The organism is Pseudomonas sp. KCJK9016 (assembly GCF_046231795.1).
In the GTDB taxonomy this organism is placed as follows: Bacteria; Pseudomonadota; Gammaproteobacteria; order Pseudomonadales; family Pseudomonadaceae; genus Aquipseudomonas; species Aquipseudomonas bananamidigenes.
Map to the genome: position 1 here is coordinate 118,795 of NZ_JBJJMM010000004.1, position 21,308 is coordinate 140,102.

Here is a 21,308-nt window from a genome sequence, read left to right on the forward strand (position 1 = left end):
CCGCGTGGTCTATTGCCGCGTGACAAGTTGCCTCACAGTCCCGGCAACGCCCTGAAATACATCCTTGGCCGGTTCGATGTCCTGACGGTGGAAATTCGATGTCTGGCTAACTAAATTTTTCATCATGGCAACTCCCTGTTACAGACTGGTGATAATCTCGCGGTTCCCCTCGATCAAGACCGGCCCGCAGATGCCCAGCCAAGAGCCCTTGCTGTTACGTCACCATCGTCCTTTTCTCGCGTTCTGGCTGGCCCGGATCTTCACTGCCAGCGGTTTCCAGATGCTCACCGTGGCGATCGGCTGGAACCTCTATCAACTGACTGGCAACGTGCTCGACCTGGGCCTGGTCGGACTGGTGGAGTTCGCACCGCGGGTGCTGTTCATGCTGCACACTGGGCATGTCGCCGACCGCTACGATCGGCGCAAGGTCGCTGCGATCTGCCAGTCGCTACAGGCATTGATCGCGCTGTCTCTGGCCATTGGCAGCGCCACCGATCATGTCACCCGGGAAATGATTTTTATCCTGGCGTTCCTGCTCGGCGCCGCGCGCTCGTTCGAGATGCCGACCACTCAGGCATTGCTCCCAAGCATTGTGCCCGGCGCACTGTTCCCCCGAGCGGTCGCGGCGGCGCAGTCGGCGCAGCAATCGGCAACCATCGTCGCCCCGGCTCTTGGCGGTCTGCTTTATGCCTTCGGCAGCGTCTGGGTGTATGGCCCGACCGTGGTGCTGTACGTGATTGCCTGCACGCTGATGCTCAACCTGCCTGCCCGACAGACCCCGCTGAACAAGGGCAAGGCGACACTGGACTCGCTGCTGGCGGGGATTCGCTTCATCCGCAGTCGGCCGGACATTCTTGGTGCGATCTCACTGGATCTGTTCGCCGTACTGCTCGGCGGGGCTACCGCACTGTTGCCGGTGTTCGCCAAGGACATTCTGTTGACCGGACCGTGGGGGCTGGGGCTGCTGCGTTCGGCACCGGCGGTGGGCGCGTTGATGATGTCGCTGTTCCTGGCGCGCTTCGCCGTCGAGCGCAATGTAGGCCGGGTGATGTTCACCGCCGTCGGCGTATTCGGCGTCGCCACCATCGCCTTCGGCCTGTCGACGTCATTCTGGTTCTCATTGGCGGTGCTGGTGGTACTCGGCGCGGCGGACATGATCAGCATGGTGATCCGCGCCTCGTTCGTGCAACTGGAAACCCCGGACGAAATGCGCGGCCGGGTCAGCGCAGTGAACGGCCTGTTCATCGGTGCGTCGAACCAGTTGGGCGAGTTCGAATCCGGTCTCACCGCCCACTGGTTCGGCACCGTGCCGGCGGTGGTGATGGGCGGCATCGGCACGCTGGTGGTAACCGGGACCTGGATCAAACTGTTCCCGACCCTGGCCAGTCGCGACCGGATGCATGTGCCGGTGGACGAGGTGAAGGCCTGACGTCGCTCGCACAGACAGGATGTCAGGCACAAGCCCGCCGGCCTCTTTCGTTATTTGATGTAAAGCTGCGTCGACAATGTATTGCGCGGGGCGTTGATCGACGTGTTGCTGAACGTGAACGTGCCCTCCTGGCGACCTGCCAGATCGAAGGTATACAGAGAACCGACGGTTTTGCTGCCGGGCGTGCACTCGGTCAGGTTGCCGTTATCGAAGGCGCACACCGGGCTTCGCGTACCGTTCACTTCAAACCCGTCCAGTGCCGCCTGAGGCTGGCTCTGGCCATAGCCGATTTCCAGCACATAGACCTTGATGCCCGGGCCGCCGTGATCGCAACGGGTCTGCACCTGACCATCGGAAATGTCCTCGAGGCCGCAGGACGATGACTGCACCTTGATGACTTTCACTTCGCTCAGCGGCGGTGCCGAGGCGGCAAGTGCAGCGCTTGTCGTGCTCATCAGCAGTGCGATCAGCCCGCCGGCCTTCATCCAACCCTTGTTCATGCCATCCATCCCCGAAAAAACAGCGCGCAGTATGGCGCACTTGGTCGTGGTGCAAAACTTCGCCGACGATCGACGCCAACATCCGCCATATTCCTCACGCTGCTGGTATGATGCGCGGCTTTTTCCGGCCCACCACAATTTCCCAGACGCCTGGTACGGTCTGTGCTTTGCTGTTGAGGTCGATACATTCACGGCGCCACGCGCGCCACGGGGAGCAGACATGCTGGAAAGGCTGTTTCAACTCAAGGCACACAACACCAACGTGCGGACCGAGATTCTGGCGGGCGTCACGACCTTCCTGGCCATGGCCTACATTCTGTTCGTCAACCCGAGCATCCTCGGCGAGACCGGCATGGACAAGGGCGCGGTGTTCGTCGCCACGTGTCTGGCAGCCGCCATCGGCTCCACGGTCATGGGCCTGATCGCCAACTACCCGATCGCCCTCGCGCCGGGCATGGGTCTGAACGCCTTCTTCACCTACACCGTCGTGCTGCACATGGGCCACACCTGGCAAGTGGCGCTGGGTGCCGTGTTCATCTCGGCCGTGTGTTTCTTCCTGCTGTCGATCTTCCGCATCCGTGAGTGGATCATCAACAGCATCCCGCTGCCGCTGCGTTCGGCGATTGCCGCCGGTATCGGCCTGTTCCTGGCGCTGATCGCCCTGCACAACGCCGGTATCGTGGTCGGCAACCCGGCCACCATGGTCGGCCTCGGTGACCTGAAACAACCGGCACCGATTCTCGCCACCCTCGGCTTCGCGCTGATCGTCGCCCTTGAAGCCCTGAAAGTGCGCGGCGCGGTGCTGATCGGCATCCTCGCCGTGACCATCGTTTCGATCGTGATGGGCTTCACCCCGTTCGGCGGCGTGACCTCGATGCCACCTTCGCTGGCCCCGACCTTCCTGCAACTGGACATCAAGGGTGCACTGGACATCGGTCTGGTCAGCGTGATTTTCGCCTTCCTGTTCGTCGACCTGTTCGACAATTCCGGCACCCTGATCGGCGTCGCCAAGCGCGCCGGCCTGATGGGCAAGGATGGTCACATGCCGAAGATGGGCCGTGCGCTGATCGCCGACAGTACCGCTGCGATGGCCGGCTCGCTGCTGGGCACCTCGACCACCACCAGCTACATCGAATCCGCCGCCGGCGTAAGCGCCGGGGGCCGTACCGGCCTGACCGCCATCGTCGTCGCGATCCTGTTCCTGCTGGCGCTGTTCTTCTCGCCGCTGGCCGCCAGCGTACCGGCCTTCGCCACCGCGCCGGCGCTGCTGTTCGTCGCCGTGCTGATGACGTCGGGCCTGGCGGAAATAGACTGGGAAGACATCACCGTTGCCGCGCCGGTCGTGGTCACCGCCCTGGCGATGCCTTTCACCTATTCCATCGCCAACGGCATCGCCTTCGGTTTCATCGCCTGGACTGCAATCAAACTGCTGTCCGGCCGTGCCCGTGAGCTGAACCCGGCGCTGGTGATCCTGTCGATTCTGTTCGTGATCAAGCTGGGTTGGTTCAACGCATGACTTTTGATTCCCAGGCCTACGCCGCACAACTTGAAGACAAGGTCACGCGTCTGCGTGACCTGCTGGCCCCGTTCGATGCACCGGAACCAACGGTGTTCGATTCGCCGCTGCAGAACTTCCGCCTGCGCGCCGAATTCCGCCTGTGGCGCGAGGCCGGTGAACGGCATTACGCGATGTTCTCCCAGGACGACAAGCGCACGCCGATCCTGATCGAGGAGTTCCCGATCGCCAGCCTGCGCATCAACCAGTTGATGCCGCAATTGAAGGCGGCATGGCAGGCCAGTGCGGCGCTGAGCCACAAGCTGTTCCAGGTGGAGTTTCTGACCACCCTGGCCGGCGACGCGATGATCACCCTGTGCTATCACCGTCCGCTGGACGAGCACTGGCACGCGGCGGCCACCCAACTGGCGGCGGACCTGGGCGTCAGCATCATCGGTCGTTCCAAGGGCAAGCGCGAAGTGCTCGGCCTCGACTACGTGGTCGAGAAACTCGACGTCGGCGGTCGCACCTTCAGTTATCGCCAGCCGGAAGGTGCGTTCACCCAGCCCAACGGCACCGTGAACCAGAAGATGCTCAACTGGGCATACGAAGCCTTGGGCGATCGCAGCGACGATCTGCTGGAGCTGTACTGCGGCAACGGCAACTTCACCCTGCCGCTGGCGACGCGTGTGCGCAAAGTGCTGGCCACGGAAATCAGCAAGACATCGGTCAACGCCGCGTTGAGCAATCTGGCCGAAAACGCTGTGGATAACGTCACCCTGGTGCGCCTGTCCGCCGAAGAGCTGACCGAAGCCCTGAACGAAGTGCGGCCGTTCCGTCGCCTGCACGGTATCGATCTGAAAAGCTACGAGTTCGGTAGCGTGTTCGTCGACCCGCCACGGGCCGGCATGGACCCGGACACCTGCGAACTGACCCGTCGCTTCGATAACATCCTGTACATCTCCTGCAACCCGGAGACGCTGGCGGCCAACATCGCGCAACTGCACGACACGCACCGGATCACCCGCTGTGCGCTGTTCGACCAGTTCCCGTGGACTCACCACATGGAATCCGGTGTGCTGCTGACCCGGCGTTGATCTGCAGGTGCCAGAAACAAGAAAGCCGTCCTGACCGACGGCTTTTTTGTACCTGTTCATGGCACGGGATCGATCTTGCGCGGGCGCCCGCCCTTCCTGCCGTTGGCCCGTGCCGCTTCAGCCTTCGCAGTGCTGCTCTGACGCCCGTTGCGTGAGGCGATCACCGATGCAGCCATCGACATCAAGGGCTGACTGGCCGAGATCATGCCGGCGATGGATATCTGCAGATCCTTGCCTTCATGGCAAAGGGCGGTACCGGCAAAACCGATTTTCAGCTGTGCAAAGTCGTCCGGTTCGAAGTCATCGAACTCGGTGTAAAGATTCACCGGCAGCAGTACGCCACTGCCGTCTTCGAAATGGATCGCAATGCATGGCTTCTGAAACGTTACCGCTACGGCTTGCAAGCTGCTGCGACGGCGCAGCCCTCCGCGATCGACAGCTTCATCAAGACGCTTTTCCGTGACCGGTCGATCAGCATGCAAGCCGGCCTTTACTGTTTTCATAATTCGATCTCCACACCTTCCCGAGCACCGACCAGGGCCAGCAGGGTTTTGTTTTCTTCAGGTTCGTAATACGCCGATCCAATTCTGAAAGTCGCACCGGTGACTTCGCGCATGATGGCCACTTCGTTCGAGTCCCCGTCCCACCATTGGTGATCGAGACAGGCGGTCTGTAAGCGGGTCCACCAGATTCGACGGGCCCGCCGCAGATGATCCGTTTCACGCAGCGACTGACGCAGCCCCTCAAGCACTGCAATCGGTGGCCGTCGCGACAGGGGCACCACATCCCACAGCTCCACACCGTTGTGCCAGAAGCTGAATTTGAAGCGGGCACTCCATGCACCTGAATCTACGTGCGCATGGGGCGGACAATGTTCGTCACGCAACATGATCACCACAGACAGCCCTTTGTAACTGCATACCTTCATGCTAACCCATCCGTTAGGTTTAAGAGTTTCAACATTTGCCATTCCCTGGCAAATCCGACCGCCGACGCCTGCGGTGATCGCTACCTTTCGAGCCTAGTGCGGGCACGGCTCAAGCCACGGGCAAAATGGTAAGCAGTTCTTTCGCAACGTCCGCGTATTTGCTACACACGAAGACTCATTCCCCGGTGTAATCAATCATGCAGCGACATTTCGACGATCTTCAGCTGGGCAGCATCGAGTTGTTTTGTCTGGCGGCCGAGTGCGGCAGTTTCACCGCTGCGGCGCAGGCAGCTTCGGTGACGCCTGCCGCGGTCAGCCGCTCGGTGTCACGCATGGAGGAACGCCTGGGGGTGCGGTTGTTCGCGCGAACCACCCGCAGCGTGAAATTGACCGACAGTGGCCGGCGCTACTACGAAGAATGCCGTCAGGCATTGGCGCAACTGGTGGAGGCGCAACGGGAGGTCATGGGCCGGCAGCAGGAACCGTCCGGCACCCTGCGCATCAGTATTCCTACAACTTACGCCCATCATCGGATCCTGCCGATGTTGCCAGCCTTTCATGCGCGTTTTCCGCAAGTGAAGGTCGACATGCACATCAGCAACCGCAACATCGACTTCGTCGGTGAGGGTTACGACATGGCGATCCGCGTACGGGCGATTCCCGATTCGGGTCTGATCGCCCGGCATCTGGAAGATGCAGCATTGGCGGTGGTTGCCAGTCCCGACTACCTCAAACGCGCCGGCACGCCGCAGACCCTCGAAGACCTCGGGCAGCACGAGTGCATTCAGTATGAATTGCCCAGCAACGGGCGGCGGATCACCTGGCTGTTCTATGACGAAGACGCGCCTCGGGAAATCCTCGCCGAGGGAAATTTCTGTTGTTCCGATGACGTGCTCGGTGGCGTGACCCTGGCCAGACACGGCGCCGGACTGTTCCAGACTTATCGCTTCATCGTCGAAAAAGAACTGGCCGACGGTTCGCTGGTGGAAGTGCTCAAACCCTACAGCGGACGTTCGCGACCGTTCACGTTGCTGTATCCCCAGAACCGCCATATGCCGCTGCGCGTCCGGGCGTTCATCGATTTTCTGGTCGAGCAGTTGCCGCAGTAACGTCCGATCACCGCACACAAAACAGGGATGTCGATGTTGAGCAATTGATTAAAGTAACCAGCTAGTACAATTTAGCTCCACAAGCCGAAACCTTCGGCCCAAGCCAAAAACAATAAGTGGAGTTTGCCCCCATGTCCCCTATCGTTCTGGTGCTCAACGGCCCGAACCTGAACCTGCTCGGCACCCGTGAACCGGCGACTTACGGTCACGAAACCCTGGCCGACATTTCTGCCCTGTGCGGGCGCGCCGCCGAAGAATTCGGCCTGGCCGTGGAATTTCGTCAGACCAACCATGAAGGCGAACTGCTCGACTGGATTCACGGCGCCCGGCAACGCTGCGCCGGCATCATCATCAACCCGGCGGCCTGGACGCACACATCGGTAGCGATCCGCGATGCCCTGGTCGCCAGTGAATTACCGGTAATCGAAGTGCATCTTTCCAACGTCCACGCCCGCGAGCCGTTCCGTCATCACTCGTTCGTTTCGTCCATCGCCACGGCCGTGATGTGCGGCTTCGGCAGCCACGGTTATCGCCTGGCCCTGGAGCATTTCAGCCAGCGGTTGAAGGGGTGAACCGCATGAACCGCAAAAACGTGATACTCGCCGGGCTGATCGGCGCCGGCATTCAGGCCTCCCGCACTCCGGCACTGCATGAACATGAAGGTGACGAACAGGGGTTGCGTTACCTGTACCGTTTGATCGACCTCGACCAACTGCAACTGGACAGCCATGCCCTGTCCGATCTGCTGCTGGCCGCCGAGCGCATGAACTACACCGGGCTGAACATCACCTTTCCGTGCAAGCAGGCAATCATCCCGCTGCTCGATGCATTGTCTCCGGAAGCACGAGGCATCGGTGCCGTGAACACGGTGGTGCTCAAGGACGGCAAACGCGTCGGCCACAACACCGATTGCCTGGGTTTCGCCGAGGGTTTTCGTCGTGGCCTGCCAGACGTCGCCCGCGAGCGTGTGGTCCAGATGGGTGCCGGTGGCGCCGGCGCGGCGGTGGCTCACGCCTTGTTGAGCGAAGGCGTGCAGCAATTGAACATTTTTGATGTGGCTGCGGAACGCGCCGAAAGCCTGGCCAACAACCTCAATCAGCATTTCGGCGCCGGTCGCGCCTTGGCCGGGCATGATCTGGCAAGCACACTGAGCCATGCCGACGGGTTGGTGAACACCACACCAATGGGCATGGCCAAGCTTCCGGGCACACCGGTACCGGCGGCATTACTACACAAGGAACTGTGGGTGGCGGAGATCGTGTATTTCCCGCTGGAAACCGAATTGCTGCGCAATGCCCGTGCTCTGGGTTGCCGGACTCTGGATGGCGGCAACATGGCAGTGTTTCAGGCGGTGAAGGCGTTTGAATTGTTCAGCGGCGTGGTGCCGGACGCACAGCGAATGCTGGCGCATTTTCAAAGCATGAACGGATAGGGGGCAACGCCCCCGGTTGGCCTTCAGGCTTGCAGATAGCGCAGCACCGACTCGCAAATCATCTCGCGATGGCGCTGTTTTATGGCTTCGTCCGGCAGGTCGATCTGAAAGATCTCACCGAACGTGTGGCGGTTCGACACGCGATAGAAGCAGAACGAACTGATCAACAGATGCACATCCAGCGCATCGAGTCCGGCGCGGAAGACCCCTTCAGCGGCACCCCGCGCCAGGATCTCCCCAAGCGAATCAAGAATGGTGTTGTTCATTGCCTTGATCGCATCGGAACGCTTCACGTACTCGGCGTTGTGGATGTTTTCGATGCAGACGATACGCACGAAATCGACATTGCGATCATGATGATCGAAGGTGAACTCCACCAGGCGCCGGATCGCCTCCACCGGCGGCAGCTCGGCCAGGTGAAGACGGCTTTCGGTGCTGCGGATATCACCGTAGAGCTTCTCCAGCACCTCGACGTACAGCTGCTCCTTGCTGCCGAAGTAGTAATAAATCATGCGCTTTGAGGTGTGGATACGTTCGGCGATCGCATCGACGCGAGCACCGGACAGACCTTGCTGCACGAACTCGACGATCGCTTCCTGAAGGATGTTCTCGCGGGTTTTTTCCGGGTTGTTCTTGCGACTCTTGCGCGGCTCTACCACTGGTACGACAGGGGCTGCGGAAAGTTCTGAAGTCATTGTCATTGCGGGCTCACGGCCATCACTGCACAGGCTGGCGATTATGGGCCGCGCGGCACAGTGAAGGAAGCCGCGAGGCCCGTGTTTAATCCCGCGTTTACGAATTTCCTACAACTTCGCCTGGCGAACGGCGCCACTGCGTGCTTTGGCCATCGCCGCCAGCCGCACCGCGACGTTGGCCGCGCCATAGCCAGCGTAACCACTCTTGCGCTGGATGATCTCGAAGAAGAAACGCCCTTCGAACGGCTCGGTATAAACGTGAAACAACTCGCCGCCCTGAGCATCGCGGTCGTAGAGCACGTTGTAGTACGCCAGCTCGCTGAGGAACTCGTCATCGAAATCGAAACGCGCGGCGAGGTCATCGTAATAGTTGAGCGGAATATCCAGCAACGGCACGCCCGCCTCTTTCGCGTCGCGGACCTGAGCAAAAATATCATCGCAATCGAACGCGATATGGTGCACCCCGGAACCGCGATAACTCGACAAGGCGTGTGAGATTGCGGTGTTGCGGTTCTCGGAAATGTTCAGCGGCAAACGGATCGAGCTGTCACGACTGCGCAGCGCCCGGCTCTTCACCAGTCCGTATGGATCGGGCAACACCACTTCGTCGTCAGCCTCGAAATCCAGCAGGCTCTTGTAGAACAACACCCAGCTGTCGAGGCTGTCCGCCGGCAGCGCCATGGCCATGTGGTCGATGCGCTTGAGACCGCCGTGCGTCACCACGCCCGGCAGCAGATTGAAGTCGGTGCCGTAGACATCCGCGTCCTCATCCACCAGATAAATCAGGCTGCCGTCCGGCGCGCGCACGGCTGCCAGCTCCAGCTCGTTGGGGCCGACCAGTCCGCGATAGGGCTGACCTTTATAAGCGACGGCGCGGGCCAGGGCACTGGCGCTGTCCTTGACCCGCACGGCGATGGCGCACAGCGACGGGCCGTGGGCTTCGAAGAAACTGTGACCGAAGGAATAAGGCTCCGAGTTGAGGATCAGGTTGATATCGCCCTGACGCAGCAGGCTGACGCTCTTGGAGCGATGCTGCCCGGCCTTGACGAAGCCCAACCGTTCCAGCCAGTTCGACAGCTTGGCACCGAGTGCTTCATCGACGGCAAACTCCAGAAATTCGATGCCGTTGTATTCGCTGGCTTTCGGCGTCTCGAAGAGGATTTCACGGTTGTCCACCGGGCGGATGTCCTGCTCCAGACGCTGCCGGGTTTTCTCCTCCAGATACAGCAGCGAACGCAAACCGTCGGCGGCGTTGGCCCGGGGTGGCGCGGCGCGGAAGCCGTCGTTGAAGATTTCCAGCGACAGCGGCCCGGTGTAACCACTTTGAATGATCGGTGCGAGAAACCCCGGCAGATCGAATTCACCCTGGCCGGGGAAGCAGCGGAAATGCCGGCTCCACTCCAGCACGTCCATGGCGAGGATCGGCGCGTCAGCCATCTGCACGAAGAAGATCTTGTCGCCGGGAATCTCGGCAATCGCCCGTGGATCGCCCTTGAGCGACAGGGTGTGGAAGCTGTCGAGCAGCACGCCGAGGCTTGGGTGATCGGCCTGGCGGACAATGTCCCAGACCTGTTGATAAGTATTGACGTGACGGCCCCAGGCCAGCGCCTCATAGCCGATGCGCAAGCCGCGAGCACCGGCGCGCTCGGCCAGCAGGCGCAAGTCATCGATCAGGATCTGCCGATCACCGATGCTGTCGGGGGAAGCATTGCTGCACACCAGCACCAGGTCGGTGCCCAGCTCCTGCATCAGGTCGAACTTGCGCTCGGCCCGCTCCAGATTGCGCTCCAGCCGGTCACGACGGCAGCCTTCGAAATCGCGAAACGGCTGGAACAGAGTGATGGCAATTCCGAGGTCGGAACACATCTGCCGGATTTCCCGGGGACTGCCGTCGTAATACAGAAGATCATTTTCGAAAATCTCCACCCCGTCGAACCCGGCGGCGGCGATGGCTTCGAGTTTTTCCGGCAGGGTTCCGCTCAAGGAAACGGTGGCAATGGATCGCTGCATGTTTCAACTCCCGGTGGAGACGTCGGCTACGAAAATTGCGCCGCTTTTATAGGGTGAGCGAATTATTGGTCCCGGTTTTTCAATGAGCAATTTAAACTGTACTACCCGGTTAGTTTTGCGTGCGATTATCGAACACAATGCCGGTCTGGCGAATTGACGATTTTTTGCCCACTGCCCAACATCCCTTTCACCTTGAGTCCGGATCTGAAGCACCGGTCGCAGCGTGCACAAAAAAGCACACCAAATAACAAATCCAAAAACGGGTGGAACACATGATTCCTTCACAGACTTCCCGCATGGCCCCGGCCATGAGCCCTGCCACCGGTGGCATCGGCGACAAGCTCCGCGGCGCCATGGCCGTCGGCAAGACCCGTTGGGGCATGCTGGCGCTGGTGTTTTTCGCCACCACTCTGAACTACATCGACCGCGCCGCCCTCGGCGTCATGCAGCCGATCCTCGCCAGGGAAATGAGCTGGACGGCGATGGATTACGCCAACATCAACTTCTGGTTTCAGGTCGGCTACGCCATCGGCTTCGTGCTGCAGGGACGGCTGATCGACCGGGTCGGCGTCAAACGCGTGTTCTTCTGCGCCGTGCTGCTATGGAGCCTGGCCACCGGCGCCCATGGTCTGGCGACCTCGGCGGCGGGCTTCATGGTCTGCCGGTTCATCCTCGGCCTGACCGAAGCGGCCAACTACCCGGCCTGTGTGAAGACCACGCGCCTGTGGTTCCCGGCCGGCGAGCGCGCCGTGGCCACCGGCATCTTCAACGCCGGCACCAACGTCGGCGCGATGTTCACCCCGATGCTGCTCCCGCTGATCCTTCACGCCTGGGGCTGGCAGGCCGCGTTCCTGTGCATGTCGGCATTGGGCGGGATCTGGCTGCTGTTCTGGGGTCTGAAGTATTTCAACCCGGAAGATCATCCGAGCGTCAAACAGTCGGAACTGGACTACATCCAGAAAGAAATCGAACCGGAACAGGCCGGCGTGCCGTTCTCGCGCATCCTGCGCATGCGCGGCACCTGGGCCTTCGCCCTCGCCTACGCGCTGACCGCGCCGGTGTTCTGGTTCTACCTGTACTGGCTGCCGCCGTTTCTCAATCAGCAATACAACCTGGGCATCAACGTCACCCAGATGGGCATTCCATTGATCATCATTTACGTGACTGCCGACTTCGGCAGCGTGGGGGGCGGGATTCTGTCTTCGTTCCTGATCGGTCGCGGCATGAACTCGATCAAGGCGCGGCTGCTGTCGATGTTCCTGTTCGCCTGCTGCATCATCGGCGTGGTGATGGCTGCCGGATCCGCCAACCTGTGGATCGCCGTCGCCGCCATCTCCCTGGCCATCGGCGCGCATCAGGCCTGGACCGCCAACATCTGGAGCCTGGTGATGGACTACACGCCCAAGCACATGATGAGCACGGTGTTCGGTTTCGGCGGCATGTGCGCAGCAATCGGCGGAATGTTCATGACCCAGATCGTCGGCCACATCCTGACCGTCACCAACAACAATTACACCGTGTTGTTCACCCTGATCCCGGCGATGTACTTCATTGCCCTGACCTGGATGTACTTCATGGCACCGCGCAAGATTCCTACCGTCACTGAGTAATCGTCCTGTATCGACCGGCCTGACCTCAGGCCGGTTGTCCTTTCAGCGCCGGCTCTGCTGCCACGCTGCCGCCAGCCCGCTGCAACAGATCACCGCAATCCCGATCACCGTCATCAGCGTCGGCGTGTGCGCGAACAGCAGCCAACCCAACAGCCCCGCAAACACGATCTGGCAATAGCCGAAGGGCGCCAGCAGCGCCGGTGCGGCATGCCGGAACGCCTGGGTCAGAAACAGGTGCGCCGTCATCCCGCAGGTGCCCAGTGCCAGCATCAACAAACCATGGCCAAGGCTCGGCACCTGCCAGAAGAACGGCACCAGCGCACTCATCACCAGCGTGTTGCACAACCCGGCAAAAAAGTTGCTGGTGGTGGGGCTGTCGAACTCGCTGAGCTTGCGTGTCAGCAACTGATAGAAGCAAAAAAACAGCGCCGAGCAGAACGGCAACAGCACCGCCGGGGTGAACAATTCACCACCGGGATGGACGATGATCAGCACGCCGATGAACCCACAAATCACGGCAATCCATTGACCCTGCGTCACCCGCTCCTTGAGCAGCGGCACCGACAATGCCGTCACCAGCACCGGTGCGAGAAAGTTGACCGCCGTGGCTTCGGCCAGCGGGATATACAACAGTGCCGTGGTGAAAAACAGGCTGGTGCCCAGCAGGCACAACGCCCGCGCCAATTGCCACAACGGGCGTTTGGTGCGCAGCACACGCAGCCCGGACTGCGGCAGGAAAATCCCCGCCATCAACAACGTGTGCACCAGATACCGAGCCCACACCACCATGATGATCGGATAAAAACCGGAGAGGTATTTCGAAAGCGCATCGTGGCTGGAGAACAGGAAGGTTGCCACGACAATCAGCAAGATCCCCTTGAAGGGCTGGTTGACGCCGGAAAGCGGGGTGCTGACGGTCATGAGACCTCCATGTAGAGACTGCGCAACAATCTAGAGCCAGCGCTGTGGCGCTTACAGATAACATTCGAAATACCGGGCGAACAACGCACAACTTCGCTCGGGCAGAACTTTTGCTGAAGCACGGTTATAGTCCGCATCAGTCCCATGCCCCTTGACTGGACCATCGAACTGCCGACACCGTTCCAGTGTCTGACGACCGGACTGGCGCCACACTGACTGACCAGCAACACTCATCACCACCTACACGAACGAGGATTCCCGCATGCTATGGAGAAAAGGCCGACGCAGTGACAACGTCGTCGACGCCCGTGGCGATGACATGGGCGATGGCGGTGGCATGCGCTTCGGTGGCGGCAAAGGCCTGAGCCTCGGGGCGATTCTGCTGATCGTCGGCATCGGCTGGATCACCGGACAGGATCCGCTGCAGATCCTCGGTCAACTCACCGGACAGATGACCGAACAATCGGCCCCCTCTTCGCAAACCCGCAAGGCTCCACCGGCCAACGATGAGCAGGCTGAATTCGTGCGCTCGATCCTGGGTGACACCGAAGACACCTGGGGTGCGATTTTCCAACAGGCCGGTCGCCAATATAAAGACCCGACCCTGGTGCTGTTCAGCAATCGGGTCAATTCGGCCTGCGGCATGGCCACTTCGGCCACCGGCCCGTTCTATTGCCCGGCGGACCAGAAGGTCTATCTGGACATGGCGTTCTTCCAGGAAATGGCACAGCGCTTCAAGGCGGCCGGCGACTTCGCCCAGGCCTACGTGATCGCTCACGAAGTCGGACATCATGTGCAGACGCTGCTGGGCGTCTCGGCGAAAATTCAGGCCGCCCGCCAGCAGGGTCGACAGATGCAAGGCGATGGCGGACTGCTGGTGCGCCAGGAACTGCAGGCCGATTGCCTGGCCGGCGTCTGGGCCTACCATGCGCAAAAGCGCCTGAACTGGCTGGAGCCGGGCGACGTCGAAGAAGCCTTGAACGCAGCGAATGCCATCGGTGATGATCGCCTGCAACAACAGGGTCAGGGCCGTGTGGTGCCGGACTCGTTTACCCACGGTACGTCGGCGCAAAGGGTGCGCTGGTTCAAAACCGGATTCGCTCAGGGCCAGGTCGGCCAGTGCGATACCTTTGCGGCGAAAAACCTGTAAATGCATAAATGGCTGTTGGCTTTACTGTTGATCGGCGGCACCGCGCAAGCGGCCGGCGTTGACGCAATCAGTCCCGGACGCCTGCAATTGCAGGCCGGTGAAATGGCGGTGGGCATCGGCCCGGCACCGGCGAAAATCGAGCGGGTGCTGATCGTCATTCATGGCAAGCTGCGCAACGCCGAAACCTATCGCAAGAGTGGCGAGAGCGCTGCCGAACTGGCCGGGCAGACAGCCAACACTTTGGTGATCGCTCCGCAGTTTCTCAATGAAAGCGATGTCGCGCTCTACTCATTGCCAGCCAGCGTGCTGCGCTGGAAAGGCAATGAATGGATGGGCGGCGGGTTATCCACAGGGCCGAACCCGCTGAGTTCCTACGCTGCGCTGGATGAAATCGTCGGGCGGCTGACCGATCGCAAGCAGTTTCCGGACGTGAAGCAGATCGTGATCTTCGGCCATTCCGGCGGTGGTCAGGTGGTGCAGCGTTATGCCCTGCTCGCCCGCGAACAACCGGCACTCAAGACCGAAGGCATTCGCCTGCGTTATGTGGTGGCCAATCCGTCGTCCTATGCCTACTTCAACGAGCAACGGCCAGTGGCGTTCGATCATGCGCAGTGTCCGGGTTTCAATCGCTGGAAGTACGGGCTGGTGGATCCGCCCATTTACTCGGGTGGACAAACGCCTGCGCAGCTTGAAGGCCGCTACATCAAACGCGAAGTGGTTTATCTGCTGGGCCAGCAGGACACCGACCCGGAACACCCGGCGCTGGACAAGAGCTGTGCCGCCGAAGCGCAGGGCGCCTATCGCCTGATGCGCGGAAAGATGTTTTTCAGTTACCTGCTGCGCCGACATCCGGAAGGGGTGAATCAGCGCCTGGTGGAAGTGCCCGGCGTCGGGCACAACGGCGACGGCATGCTGACATCGCCGGAAGGCCGGAAAGCCATCTTCGACCAATAAAAACGGGGGCCAAAGCCCCCGTTTTTTTCAAGCGAACAACATCCGCCGCAACTCGACACAATCCTTCGCATGCCAGTCGCTCAGCGACGGCCAGGGATTGTCCGGCAGGTTCACCAGCACCGTTTGGGTGCCCGCTGCCCGACCGCAATCGAGATCGAAGCGGTAGTCGCCGACCATCACCATCTCGCTCGTCGGCACTTGCCAGGCATCGGCCAGTTTCAGCAGGCCACCGGGATGCGGTTTCGGCGGTGCTTCATCGCGGCCCAGCACATCCGCCACTGCAAAGCAGTCAGCCAGACCGATGGCCTCCAGCGTCACATGGGCCAGCTCTCGCGCATTGCGAGTCAGGATGCCAAGACGATAACCCCGTGCGTGCAGGTCGCGCACCAGCTCCACCGCACCGACTGCCGGGGTCGAGCCGAGCGCCAGATCCCGCTCATGTTCCAGCAACCACGCATGTTTTGCCGCCGCTTCATCGGCAGGCAACGCGGCGAGGTGAGTGAGGATGTCGTCCTCGGGCGGGATCGACAGCGCCACGCGGATCGCCGCGAAATCATGCACGGCAACGGTCAGGGTGCCGTCCATGTCGAACACCCAGTGCCGTACATCCGCAAGGCTCATGCCCAATCCTTGCGATGACGGATCAGGCCTTCCTGAGTCACCGATGCCACCAGTTGCCCGGCACGGTTGAACACGCTGCCACGGGAGAACCCGCGGGAGTTGCCGGCCCATGGGCTGTCCATGGCGTAGAGCAACCAGTCATCGGCGCGCAGATCGTTGTGGAACCACAAGGCGTGGTCGAGGCTGGCGACCTGCATGTCCTTCTGCCAGACCGATTTGCCGTGAGGCAGCATCGATGTGGTCAGCAGACCGAAGTCCGAAGCGTAGGCCAGCAGGTATTTGTGCAGCGCCGGAATGTCGGCCAACGCGCCGTCGGCGCGGAACCACACGTACTTGATCGGGTCTGCCGGCTGCGGGTTGTACGGATCCTTTTCAGTGACCGGGCGCACTTCGATCGGTTTCGGGCACAGCAGTTTTTCGCGCATGTGTTCCGGGATCAGGTGCGCGCGTTGCTGGGTCAGTTCCAGCTCCGACGGCAGGTTCTCCGGGCCGACCACTTGCGGCATCCGGCTCTGGTGCTGGAAGCCTTCTTCGTCGTACTGGAACGAAGCGCTGCAGGTGAAAATCGGGTGGCCTTTCTGGATCGCGGTCACGCGACGGGTGCTGAAACTGCCGCCGTCACGCACGCGGTCAACCGAGTAGACCACCGGCAACTTGGCATCCCCCGGACGCAGGAAGTAACCGTGCATCGAATGCACATGACGTGCTTCCTCAACCGTCTGACTGGCCGCCGACAGCGACTGACCGAGCACCTGGCCGCCGAACAACTGGCGAAAGCCCAGATCCTGACTGCGACCACGGAACAGGTTTTCCTCGATCGGTTCGAGGGTCAGCAGATCCACCAGATCTTCCAACACTTGGCTCATTCAGACTCTCCTCACACAACACTATGCCGCGCAGCCGGGCTGCGGCGGCCAATTCAGGTTCCGGCGCGAGCCTTGGTCGCGCCCTTGTAAACGTCCGTGTCGGCTTAGCCATGCAGGGTCTGCAGCCATTGCTCCCTGGTGATGCGGTACAACAGATGTCGACGCAACGGATGGTCGACCGTCAGTTTCGGGTGATCGAAATCGTCGGCCGGGTCGTGATGCATGCCAATGGCCTGCATGACTTTTTCCGACGGCAGATTGCTCTGCGCGGTGAAGGACACGATCTCCTCCAGAGCCAGCCGGTCAAAACCGCAGCGCAGCGCCGTCCACGCCGCTTCGCTGGCATATCCCAGGCCCCAGTGCTCCTTCGCCAGACGCCAGCCGATCTCCACCGCCGGAGTGAACGGCGCATCGAAACCGACTACGCCGAGCCCGGTGAAACCGATGAATTGGCCAGTGTCCTTGCGCTCCAGCGCCCACAATCCGAAACCGTGCTCGGCGAAATGGCCACGGACACGGCCGATCAGCGCTGCGCTTTCCAGCCGGCTCAAAGGCGCCGGAAAGTAACGCATCACCTGTGGATCGGCGCACATCGCTGCAAATGCCGGCAGATCCGCGTCTTGCCACTGGCGCATCAGCAACCTTGCGCTTTCCAGCTCCAGTATCGGTTCCATCCTGCCCCTCCGCTTGATGCCGTCAGTCTACATCGCTGTTAGGCTTTGCACTCTTTCTGCAGCCTTTTATGAATAGCCCACCATGCCGTTGCCGCTGATCTACCACGAAGACTACAGCCCGGAATTTCCGGCAGATCACCGCTTTCCCATGGACAAGTTCCGCCTGCTGCGCGATCACCTGGTGGACAGCGGCCTGACCCGCGACGAAGACCTGCTGCGCCCTGAACTGTGCCCTGCCGACATCCTTGCCCTGGCCCATGACCGCAGCTACATCGAGCGTTACATGAGCGGCGAATTGTCTCGCGAAGACCAGCGCCGGTTGGGTTTGCCATGGAACGAAGCCCTGGCCCGACGAACAGTGCGGGCCGTGGGCGGCTCGATTCTGGCAGCGGAAAAAGCGCTGGAACATGGCCTGGCCTGTCACCTGGCCGGCGGCACCCACCACGCCCACTACGACTATCCCGCCGGGTTCTGCATCTTCAATGATCTGGCGATCATCAGCCACTACCTGCTGCAAAGCGGCCGGGTGAACCGGGTGCTGATCTTCGATTGCGACGTGCATCAGGGCGACGGCACTGCACGGATTCTGCACGACACCCAGGAAGCCATCACCGTTTCCCTGCATTGCGAAAAGAACTTTCCTGCACGCAAGGCCCAGAGCGACTGGGACATTCCGCTGCCCAACGGCATGGGCGACGCCGACTACCTGAAAGTCGTCGACGATGCACTCAACTATCTGCTGCCGCTGTACCAGCCGGATCTGGTGCTGTACGACGCCGGTGTCGACGTGCACAAGGACGATGCTCTCGGCTATCTGCAACTGACCGACGCAGGCGTTGCCGCCCGCGACGAAAGCGTGATGCGTCACTGCCTGGGCCGTGACATCCCGGTGGTCGGTGTCATCGGCGGTGGTTACAGCAAGGACCGCCGGGCCCTCGCACGGCGCCACGGCATCTTGCATCACAGTGCGCAGCGCGTCTGGCAGTCATCCGGTTGTCATTGAGCTGTGCTGCGTTACCCACAATGGCTGTGGAACGGCCTGTGGATAACCTGAGCGAAAGGGACTACAGCCCACGCTGAACATGGCCCGCAGCGCACTGGTTGTTTTTTGATCAGGCCTGACGATAGCCGCTGCTGCTAGAATCCGCGGCTTATTCCGCCACGCTATTGCCGCTGCCATGACCCAGACTTCCGCCGCCCTTCCCGCTCACGTCGCCATCATCGGCGGTGGCCCCGCCGGCCTGATGGCCGCCGAAGTGCTGAGCCAGGCCGGAGTGCGCGTCGACCTGTACGACGGCATGCCTTCGGTGGGCCGCAAGTTCCTGCTGGCCGGGGTCGGCGGCATGAATATCACCCATTCCGAGGCCTGGCCGGCCTTCCTCTCGCGCTACGCCGAACGCGCCCCGAACATCGCCCCGCTGCTGCGCGCGTTCGATGCCGACGCCCTGTGCCGCTGGATTCACGACCTGGGTATCGAAACTTTCATCGGCAGCTCCGGCCGGGTGTTCCCCACCGACATGAAAGCCGCGCCGCTGCTGCGTGCCTGGCTCAAGCGCCTGCGCGACAGCGGCGTGGTTATCCACACCCGTCACCGCTGGCTCGGCTGGGATGAAAACGGCGCGCTGCGCATCGACAGCCCGGACGGCGAGAAAACCCTCAACCCCGACGCCACCCTGCTCGCCCTCGGCGGCGGCAGTTGGTCGCGGCTGGGCTCCGACGGTGCGTGGATGCTGGCGCTGGAGCAGCGCGGCGTAGGACTGGCGCCTTTGCAACCGAGCAATTGCGGCTTCGAGGTGCAGGCCTGGAGCGAACTGATGGTCAGCAAATTCGCCGGCGCGCCGCTGAAAAATATCGCCATCGGTTTGAACGACGACGTTCCGCGTCTGGGCGAGTGCGTGATCACGGCGACCGGCATCGAGGGCAGTCTGATTTACGCCCTGTCGGCGCCGATTCGTGAAGCAATCAATCAATATGGCGCGGCTGTCATTCACATCGACCTGCTGCCCGGCCGACCTGTGGATAAATTGCAGGCGGCCTTGAGCAAACCCCGGGGTTCGCGCTCGATGGCCAAGCACCTGCACAGTCAGGTCGGGATTGACGGGGTGAAAGCGGCGTTGCTGCGTGAACTCACTGACGCCGCGACGTTTGCCGATCCGGCATTGCTGGCCCGGGCGATCAAGGCCCTGCCACTGAAGCTGGTGAAAACTCGACCTCTGGACGAAGCGATCAGCAGTGCCGGAGGCGTGACATTCGAATCGATGGATGAGCGCTTGATGCTCAAGGCATTGCCAGGGGTGTTCTGTGCGGGGGAAATGCTGGACTGGGAAGCGCCGACTGGCGGGTATCTGCTGACGGCGTGTTTTGCCAGTGGCCGGGCGGCCGGAATTGGCATGCTGGACTGGTTGAAACAGCGTAACTGATCGTTCCCGCATCGTGCGGGAACGATCCGATCTGACGCTTAAGGCTTGCGCTTGCGCGGCCCGGTATTGAACGCCGGTACTTTACGCACAGGCTTGATCGAAGGCTCCGGCGCCTGGCTATCCCCGCTGTCCACCCACTTGCCCAGATTGCGTTTGCCACCACCACCACCGGACGCTTTCGGCTTTTTCGGTTTCTTCGGTTTCTTGATCACCTGACCGCTGGCATCGGTCTCCGGTACGCGGTGATCAGGCTCGAAGTCCGGCTCGTTCTGACGCTTGAGGGTCTGACGGGTCAGCATCTCGATGGCCGACAGCAGATTCACTTCATCGGCACACACCAGCGAAATCGCCTCACCGGTCGATCCCGCACGGCCGGTGCGACCGATACGGTGAATGTAATCCTCGGCCACGATCGGCAGATCGAAGTTGACCACCAATGGCAGGTCTTCGATATCCAGCCCACGGGCCGCCACATCGGTGGCCACCAGAATCTGCACTTCGCTCAGCTTGAAACGGTCAAGCGCACGCTGACGGGTCGCCTGCGGCTTGTCGCCGTGGATGCCATCGGCGTTCACGCCCAGGCCCTGGAGTTTTTCCACCAGCGCGTCCACACCGTTACGGGTCTTGGCGAACACCAGCACCTGCTTCCACTTGTTCTTGCGCATCAGGTGCACGAACAGTTCGGGCTTGCGCTTCTTGTCCACCGTGACAATCCACTGCTTGACGGTGTTGGCGGCCACGTTGCGCGGACTGACTTCGATGCTCAGCGGATCGTTGAGCATCTGCCCGGCCAGCAGACGGATGTCATCGGAGAACGTCGCGGAGAACAGCAGCGTCTGACGTTTTTTCGGCAGTGCGCGGTAAATGTTCGCCAGTTCTTCAGTGAAACCCAGATCGAGCATGCGGTCGGCTTCGTCCAGCACCAGGGTTTGCAGCTGATTGAACTTCAGCGCGTTCTGACGGAACAGGTCGAGCAGACGACCCGGGGTCGCGACCAGCAGGTCGACACCGCCACGCAGCTTCATCATCTGCGGGTTGATGCTGACGCCGCCGTACACCGCATAAGTGCGCAGCGGCAGGTTTTCGGCGTATTGGCGCACGGCTTCGTGGACTTGTTCGGCCAGTTCACGGGTCGGCACCAGGATCAGCGCGCGTACCGAATTGGCAGCGACTTTCGGCCCTTCCATCGCCAGCAATTGCAGCAGCGGCAAGGCGAAACCGGCGGTCTTGCCGGTCCCGGTCTGGGCGGCGGCCATCAAGTCACGACCAGCCAGCACCGCCGGAATGGCTTGCGCCTGCACCGGCGTCGGGGTCTGGTAGCCGAGCTTCTCGAGGGAACGCAGCAAGGGTTCGATCAGGCCAAGGGTGGCGAAAGTCATGGGAGTACCGTAGGAAAA

General features: G+C 61.3%; 21 protein-coding genes. 11 read left to right on the top strand and 10 right to left on the bottom strand.

The window, feature by feature from the left end; all coding sequences use genetic code 11:
- The first annotated feature begins 190 nt into the window (after positions 1 to 190).
- The gene (locus ACK6BI_RS05100) at positions 191 to 1,429 is read left to right on the top strand and encodes an MFS transporter (RefSeq protein ID WP_065257539.1); all 1,239 of its coding nucleotides are present in this window, start codon (positions 191 to 193) and stop codon (positions 1,427 to 1,429) included.
- A 50-nt stretch (positions 1,430 to 1,479) separates the two neighbouring features.
- Here ACK6BI_RS05100 and ACK6BI_RS05105 read toward each other — a convergent pair whose 3' ends face one another.
- Positions 1,480 to 1,929, bottom strand: coding sequence for a DUF4879 domain-containing protein (locus ACK6BI_RS05105; protein ID WP_409316228.1), 450 nt, complete (start codon positions 1,927 to 1,929; stop codon positions 1,480 to 1,482).
- A 220-nt stretch (positions 1,930 to 2,149) separates the two neighbouring features.
- Between ACK6BI_RS05105 and ACK6BI_RS05110 the strand changes: the two genes are divergently transcribed.
- Together ACK6BI_RS05110 and trmA are read left to right on the top strand one after the other, a co-directional pair.
- Positions 2,150 to 3,445: an NCS2 family permease gene (locus ACK6BI_RS05110; protein ID WP_065257543.1), complete on the top strand. Its 1,296-nt coding sequence runs from the start codon at positions 2,150 to 2,152 to the stop codon at positions 3,443 to 3,445.
- Positions 3,442 to 4,521, top strand: a complete 1,080-nt coding sequence (gene trmA, locus ACK6BI_RS05115; RefSeq protein WP_236190069.1) for a tRNA (uridine(54)-C5)-methyltransferase TrmA — start codon at positions 3,442 to 3,444, stop codon at positions 4,519 to 4,521. Before ACK6BI_RS05110 ends, trmA begins: the two co-directional genes overlap by 4 nt.
- A gap of 56 nt (positions 4,522 to 4,577) precedes the next feature.
- Here the strand turns inward: trmA and ACK6BI_RS05120 are convergent, their stop codons facing one another.
- The gene (locus ACK6BI_RS05120; protein ID WP_409316229.1) at positions 4,578 to 5,024 is read right to left on the bottom strand and encodes a DUF2442 domain-containing protein; all 447 of its coding nucleotides are present in this window, start codon (positions 5,022 to 5,024) and stop codon (positions 4,578 to 4,580) included.
- On the bottom strand, positions 5,021 to 5,449 hold the full coding sequence (locus ACK6BI_RS05125) for a DUF4160 domain-containing protein (RefSeq protein WP_409316230.1): 429 nt from the start codon (positions 5,447 to 5,449) through the stop codon (positions 5,021 to 5,023). The genes ACK6BI_RS05120 and ACK6BI_RS05125 overlap by 4 nt, the downstream gene beginning before the upstream one ends.
- A gap of 197 nt (positions 5,450 to 5,646) precedes the next feature.
- On the opposite strand from ACK6BI_RS05125, the gene ACK6BI_RS05130 reads away from it, so the two are divergent.
- From ACK6BI_RS05130 to ACK6BI_RS05140, 3 genes are all read left to right on the top strand, one after another.
- Positions 5,647 to 6,558: a LysR substrate-binding domain-containing protein gene (locus ACK6BI_RS05130; protein ID WP_409316231.1), complete on the top strand. Its 912-nt coding sequence runs from the start codon at positions 5,647 to 5,649 to the stop codon at positions 6,556 to 6,558.
- A 131-nt stretch (positions 6,559 to 6,689) separates the two neighbouring features.
- Positions 6,690 to 7,130, top strand: a complete 441-nt coding sequence (gene aroQ / locus ACK6BI_RS05135; protein WP_409316232.1) for a type II 3-dehydroquinate dehydratase — start codon at positions 6,690 to 6,692, stop codon at positions 7,128 to 7,130.
- Between the two features lie 5 nt (positions 7,131 to 7,135).
- Positions 7,136 to 7,990, top strand: a complete 855-nt coding sequence (locus tag ACK6BI_RS05140; protein WP_409316233.1) for a shikimate dehydrogenase — start codon at positions 7,136 to 7,138, stop codon at positions 7,988 to 7,990.
- Positions 7,991 to 8,013: 23 nt separating this feature from the next.
- Here the strand turns inward: ACK6BI_RS05140 and ACK6BI_RS05145 are convergent, their stop codons facing one another.
- Positions 8,014 to 8,691 (bottom strand): TetR family transcriptional regulator, encoded by a 678-nt coding sequence (locus ACK6BI_RS05145; protein ID WP_409316234.1) that lies wholly within the window; start codon positions 8,689 to 8,691, stop codon positions 8,014 to 8,016.
- 102 nt (positions 8,692 to 8,793) lie between these two features.
- Positions 8,794 to 10,695 carry a 3-dehydroshikimate dehydratase QuiC gene (quiC, locus tag ACK6BI_RS05150; protein ID WP_409316235.1) on the bottom strand — a complete coding sequence of 634 codons (1,902 nt, stop codon included), beginning with the start codon at positions 10,693 to 10,695 and terminating at the stop codon, positions 8,794 to 8,796.
- A gap of 272 nt (positions 10,696 to 10,967) precedes the next feature.
- On the opposite strand from quiC, the gene ACK6BI_RS05155 reads away from it, so the two are divergent.
- Positions 10,968 to 12,305: an MFS transporter gene (locus ACK6BI_RS05155; RefSeq protein WP_409316236.1), complete on the top strand. Its 1,338-nt coding sequence runs from the start codon at positions 10,968 to 10,970 to the stop codon at positions 12,303 to 12,305.
- Positions 12,306 to 12,347: 42 nt separating this feature from the next.
- On the opposite strand, the gene ACK6BI_RS05160 is transcribed toward ACK6BI_RS05155, so the two are convergent.
- Entirely contained in the window at positions 12,348 to 13,226 is an 879-nt protein-coding gene (locus ACK6BI_RS05160; protein ID WP_409316237.1) for a DMT family transporter, read from the bottom strand.
- Positions 13,227 to 13,488: 262 nt separating this feature from the next.
- On the opposite strand from ACK6BI_RS05160, the gene ACK6BI_RS05165 reads away from it, so the two are divergent.
- Both ACK6BI_RS05165 and ACK6BI_RS05170 read left to right on the top strand, forming a co-directional pair.
- Positions 13,489 to 14,376 (top strand): neutral zinc metallopeptidase, encoded by an 888-nt coding sequence (locus ACK6BI_RS05165; protein ID WP_409316238.1) that lies wholly within the window; start codon positions 13,489 to 13,491, stop codon positions 14,374 to 14,376.
- On the top strand, positions 14,377 to 15,330 hold the full coding sequence (locus ACK6BI_RS05170) for an alpha/beta fold hydrolase (RefSeq protein WP_409316239.1): 954 nt from the start codon (positions 14,377 to 14,379) through the stop codon (positions 15,328 to 15,330).
- Between the two features lie 27 nt (positions 15,331 to 15,357).
- Here ACK6BI_RS05170 and ACK6BI_RS05175 read toward each other — a convergent pair whose 3' ends face one another.
- The 3 genes from ACK6BI_RS05175 to ACK6BI_RS05185 form a co-directional block, all read right to left on the bottom strand.
- On the bottom strand, positions 15,358 to 15,951 hold the full coding sequence (locus ACK6BI_RS05175; RefSeq protein ID WP_409316240.1) for an HAD family hydrolase: 594 nt from the start codon (positions 15,949 to 15,951) through the stop codon (positions 15,358 to 15,360).
- A complete protein-coding gene (gene tesB, locus ACK6BI_RS05180; protein ID WP_409316241.1) occupies positions 15,948 to 16,817 on the bottom strand; it encodes an acyl-CoA thioesterase II in 870 nt (289 codons plus the stop codon). Before tesB ends, ACK6BI_RS05175 begins: the two co-directional genes overlap by 4 nt.
- A 104-nt stretch (positions 16,818 to 16,921) precedes the next feature.
- Positions 16,922 to 17,491 carry a GNAT family N-acetyltransferase gene (locus tag ACK6BI_RS05185; protein ID WP_409316242.1) on the bottom strand — a complete coding sequence of 190 codons (570 nt, stop codon included), beginning with the start codon at positions 17,489 to 17,491 and terminating at the stop codon, positions 16,922 to 16,924.
- A gap of 82 nt (positions 17,492 to 17,573) precedes the next feature.
- On the opposite strand from ACK6BI_RS05185, the gene ACK6BI_RS05190 reads away from it, so the two are divergent.
- Positions 17,574 to 18,494, top strand: coding sequence for a histone deacetylase (locus ACK6BI_RS05190; protein ID WP_409316243.1), 921 nt, complete (start codon positions 17,574 to 17,576; stop codon positions 18,492 to 18,494).
- Between the two features lie 175 nt (positions 18,495 to 18,669).
- Positions 18,670 to 19,911, top strand: coding sequence for a TIGR03862 family flavoprotein (locus ACK6BI_RS05195; protein ID WP_409316244.1), 1,242 nt, complete (start codon positions 18,670 to 18,672; stop codon positions 19,909 to 19,911).
- Between the two features lie 38 nt (positions 19,912 to 19,949).
- Here ACK6BI_RS05195 and ACK6BI_RS05200 read toward each other — a convergent pair whose 3' ends face one another.
- The gene (locus tag ACK6BI_RS05200) at positions 19,950 to 21,290 is read right to left on the bottom strand and encodes a DEAD/DEAH box helicase (RefSeq protein ID WP_409316245.1); all 1,341 of its coding nucleotides are present in this window, start codon (positions 21,288 to 21,290) and stop codon (positions 19,950 to 19,952) included.
- Positions 21,291 to 21,308 lie beyond the last annotated feature (18 nt).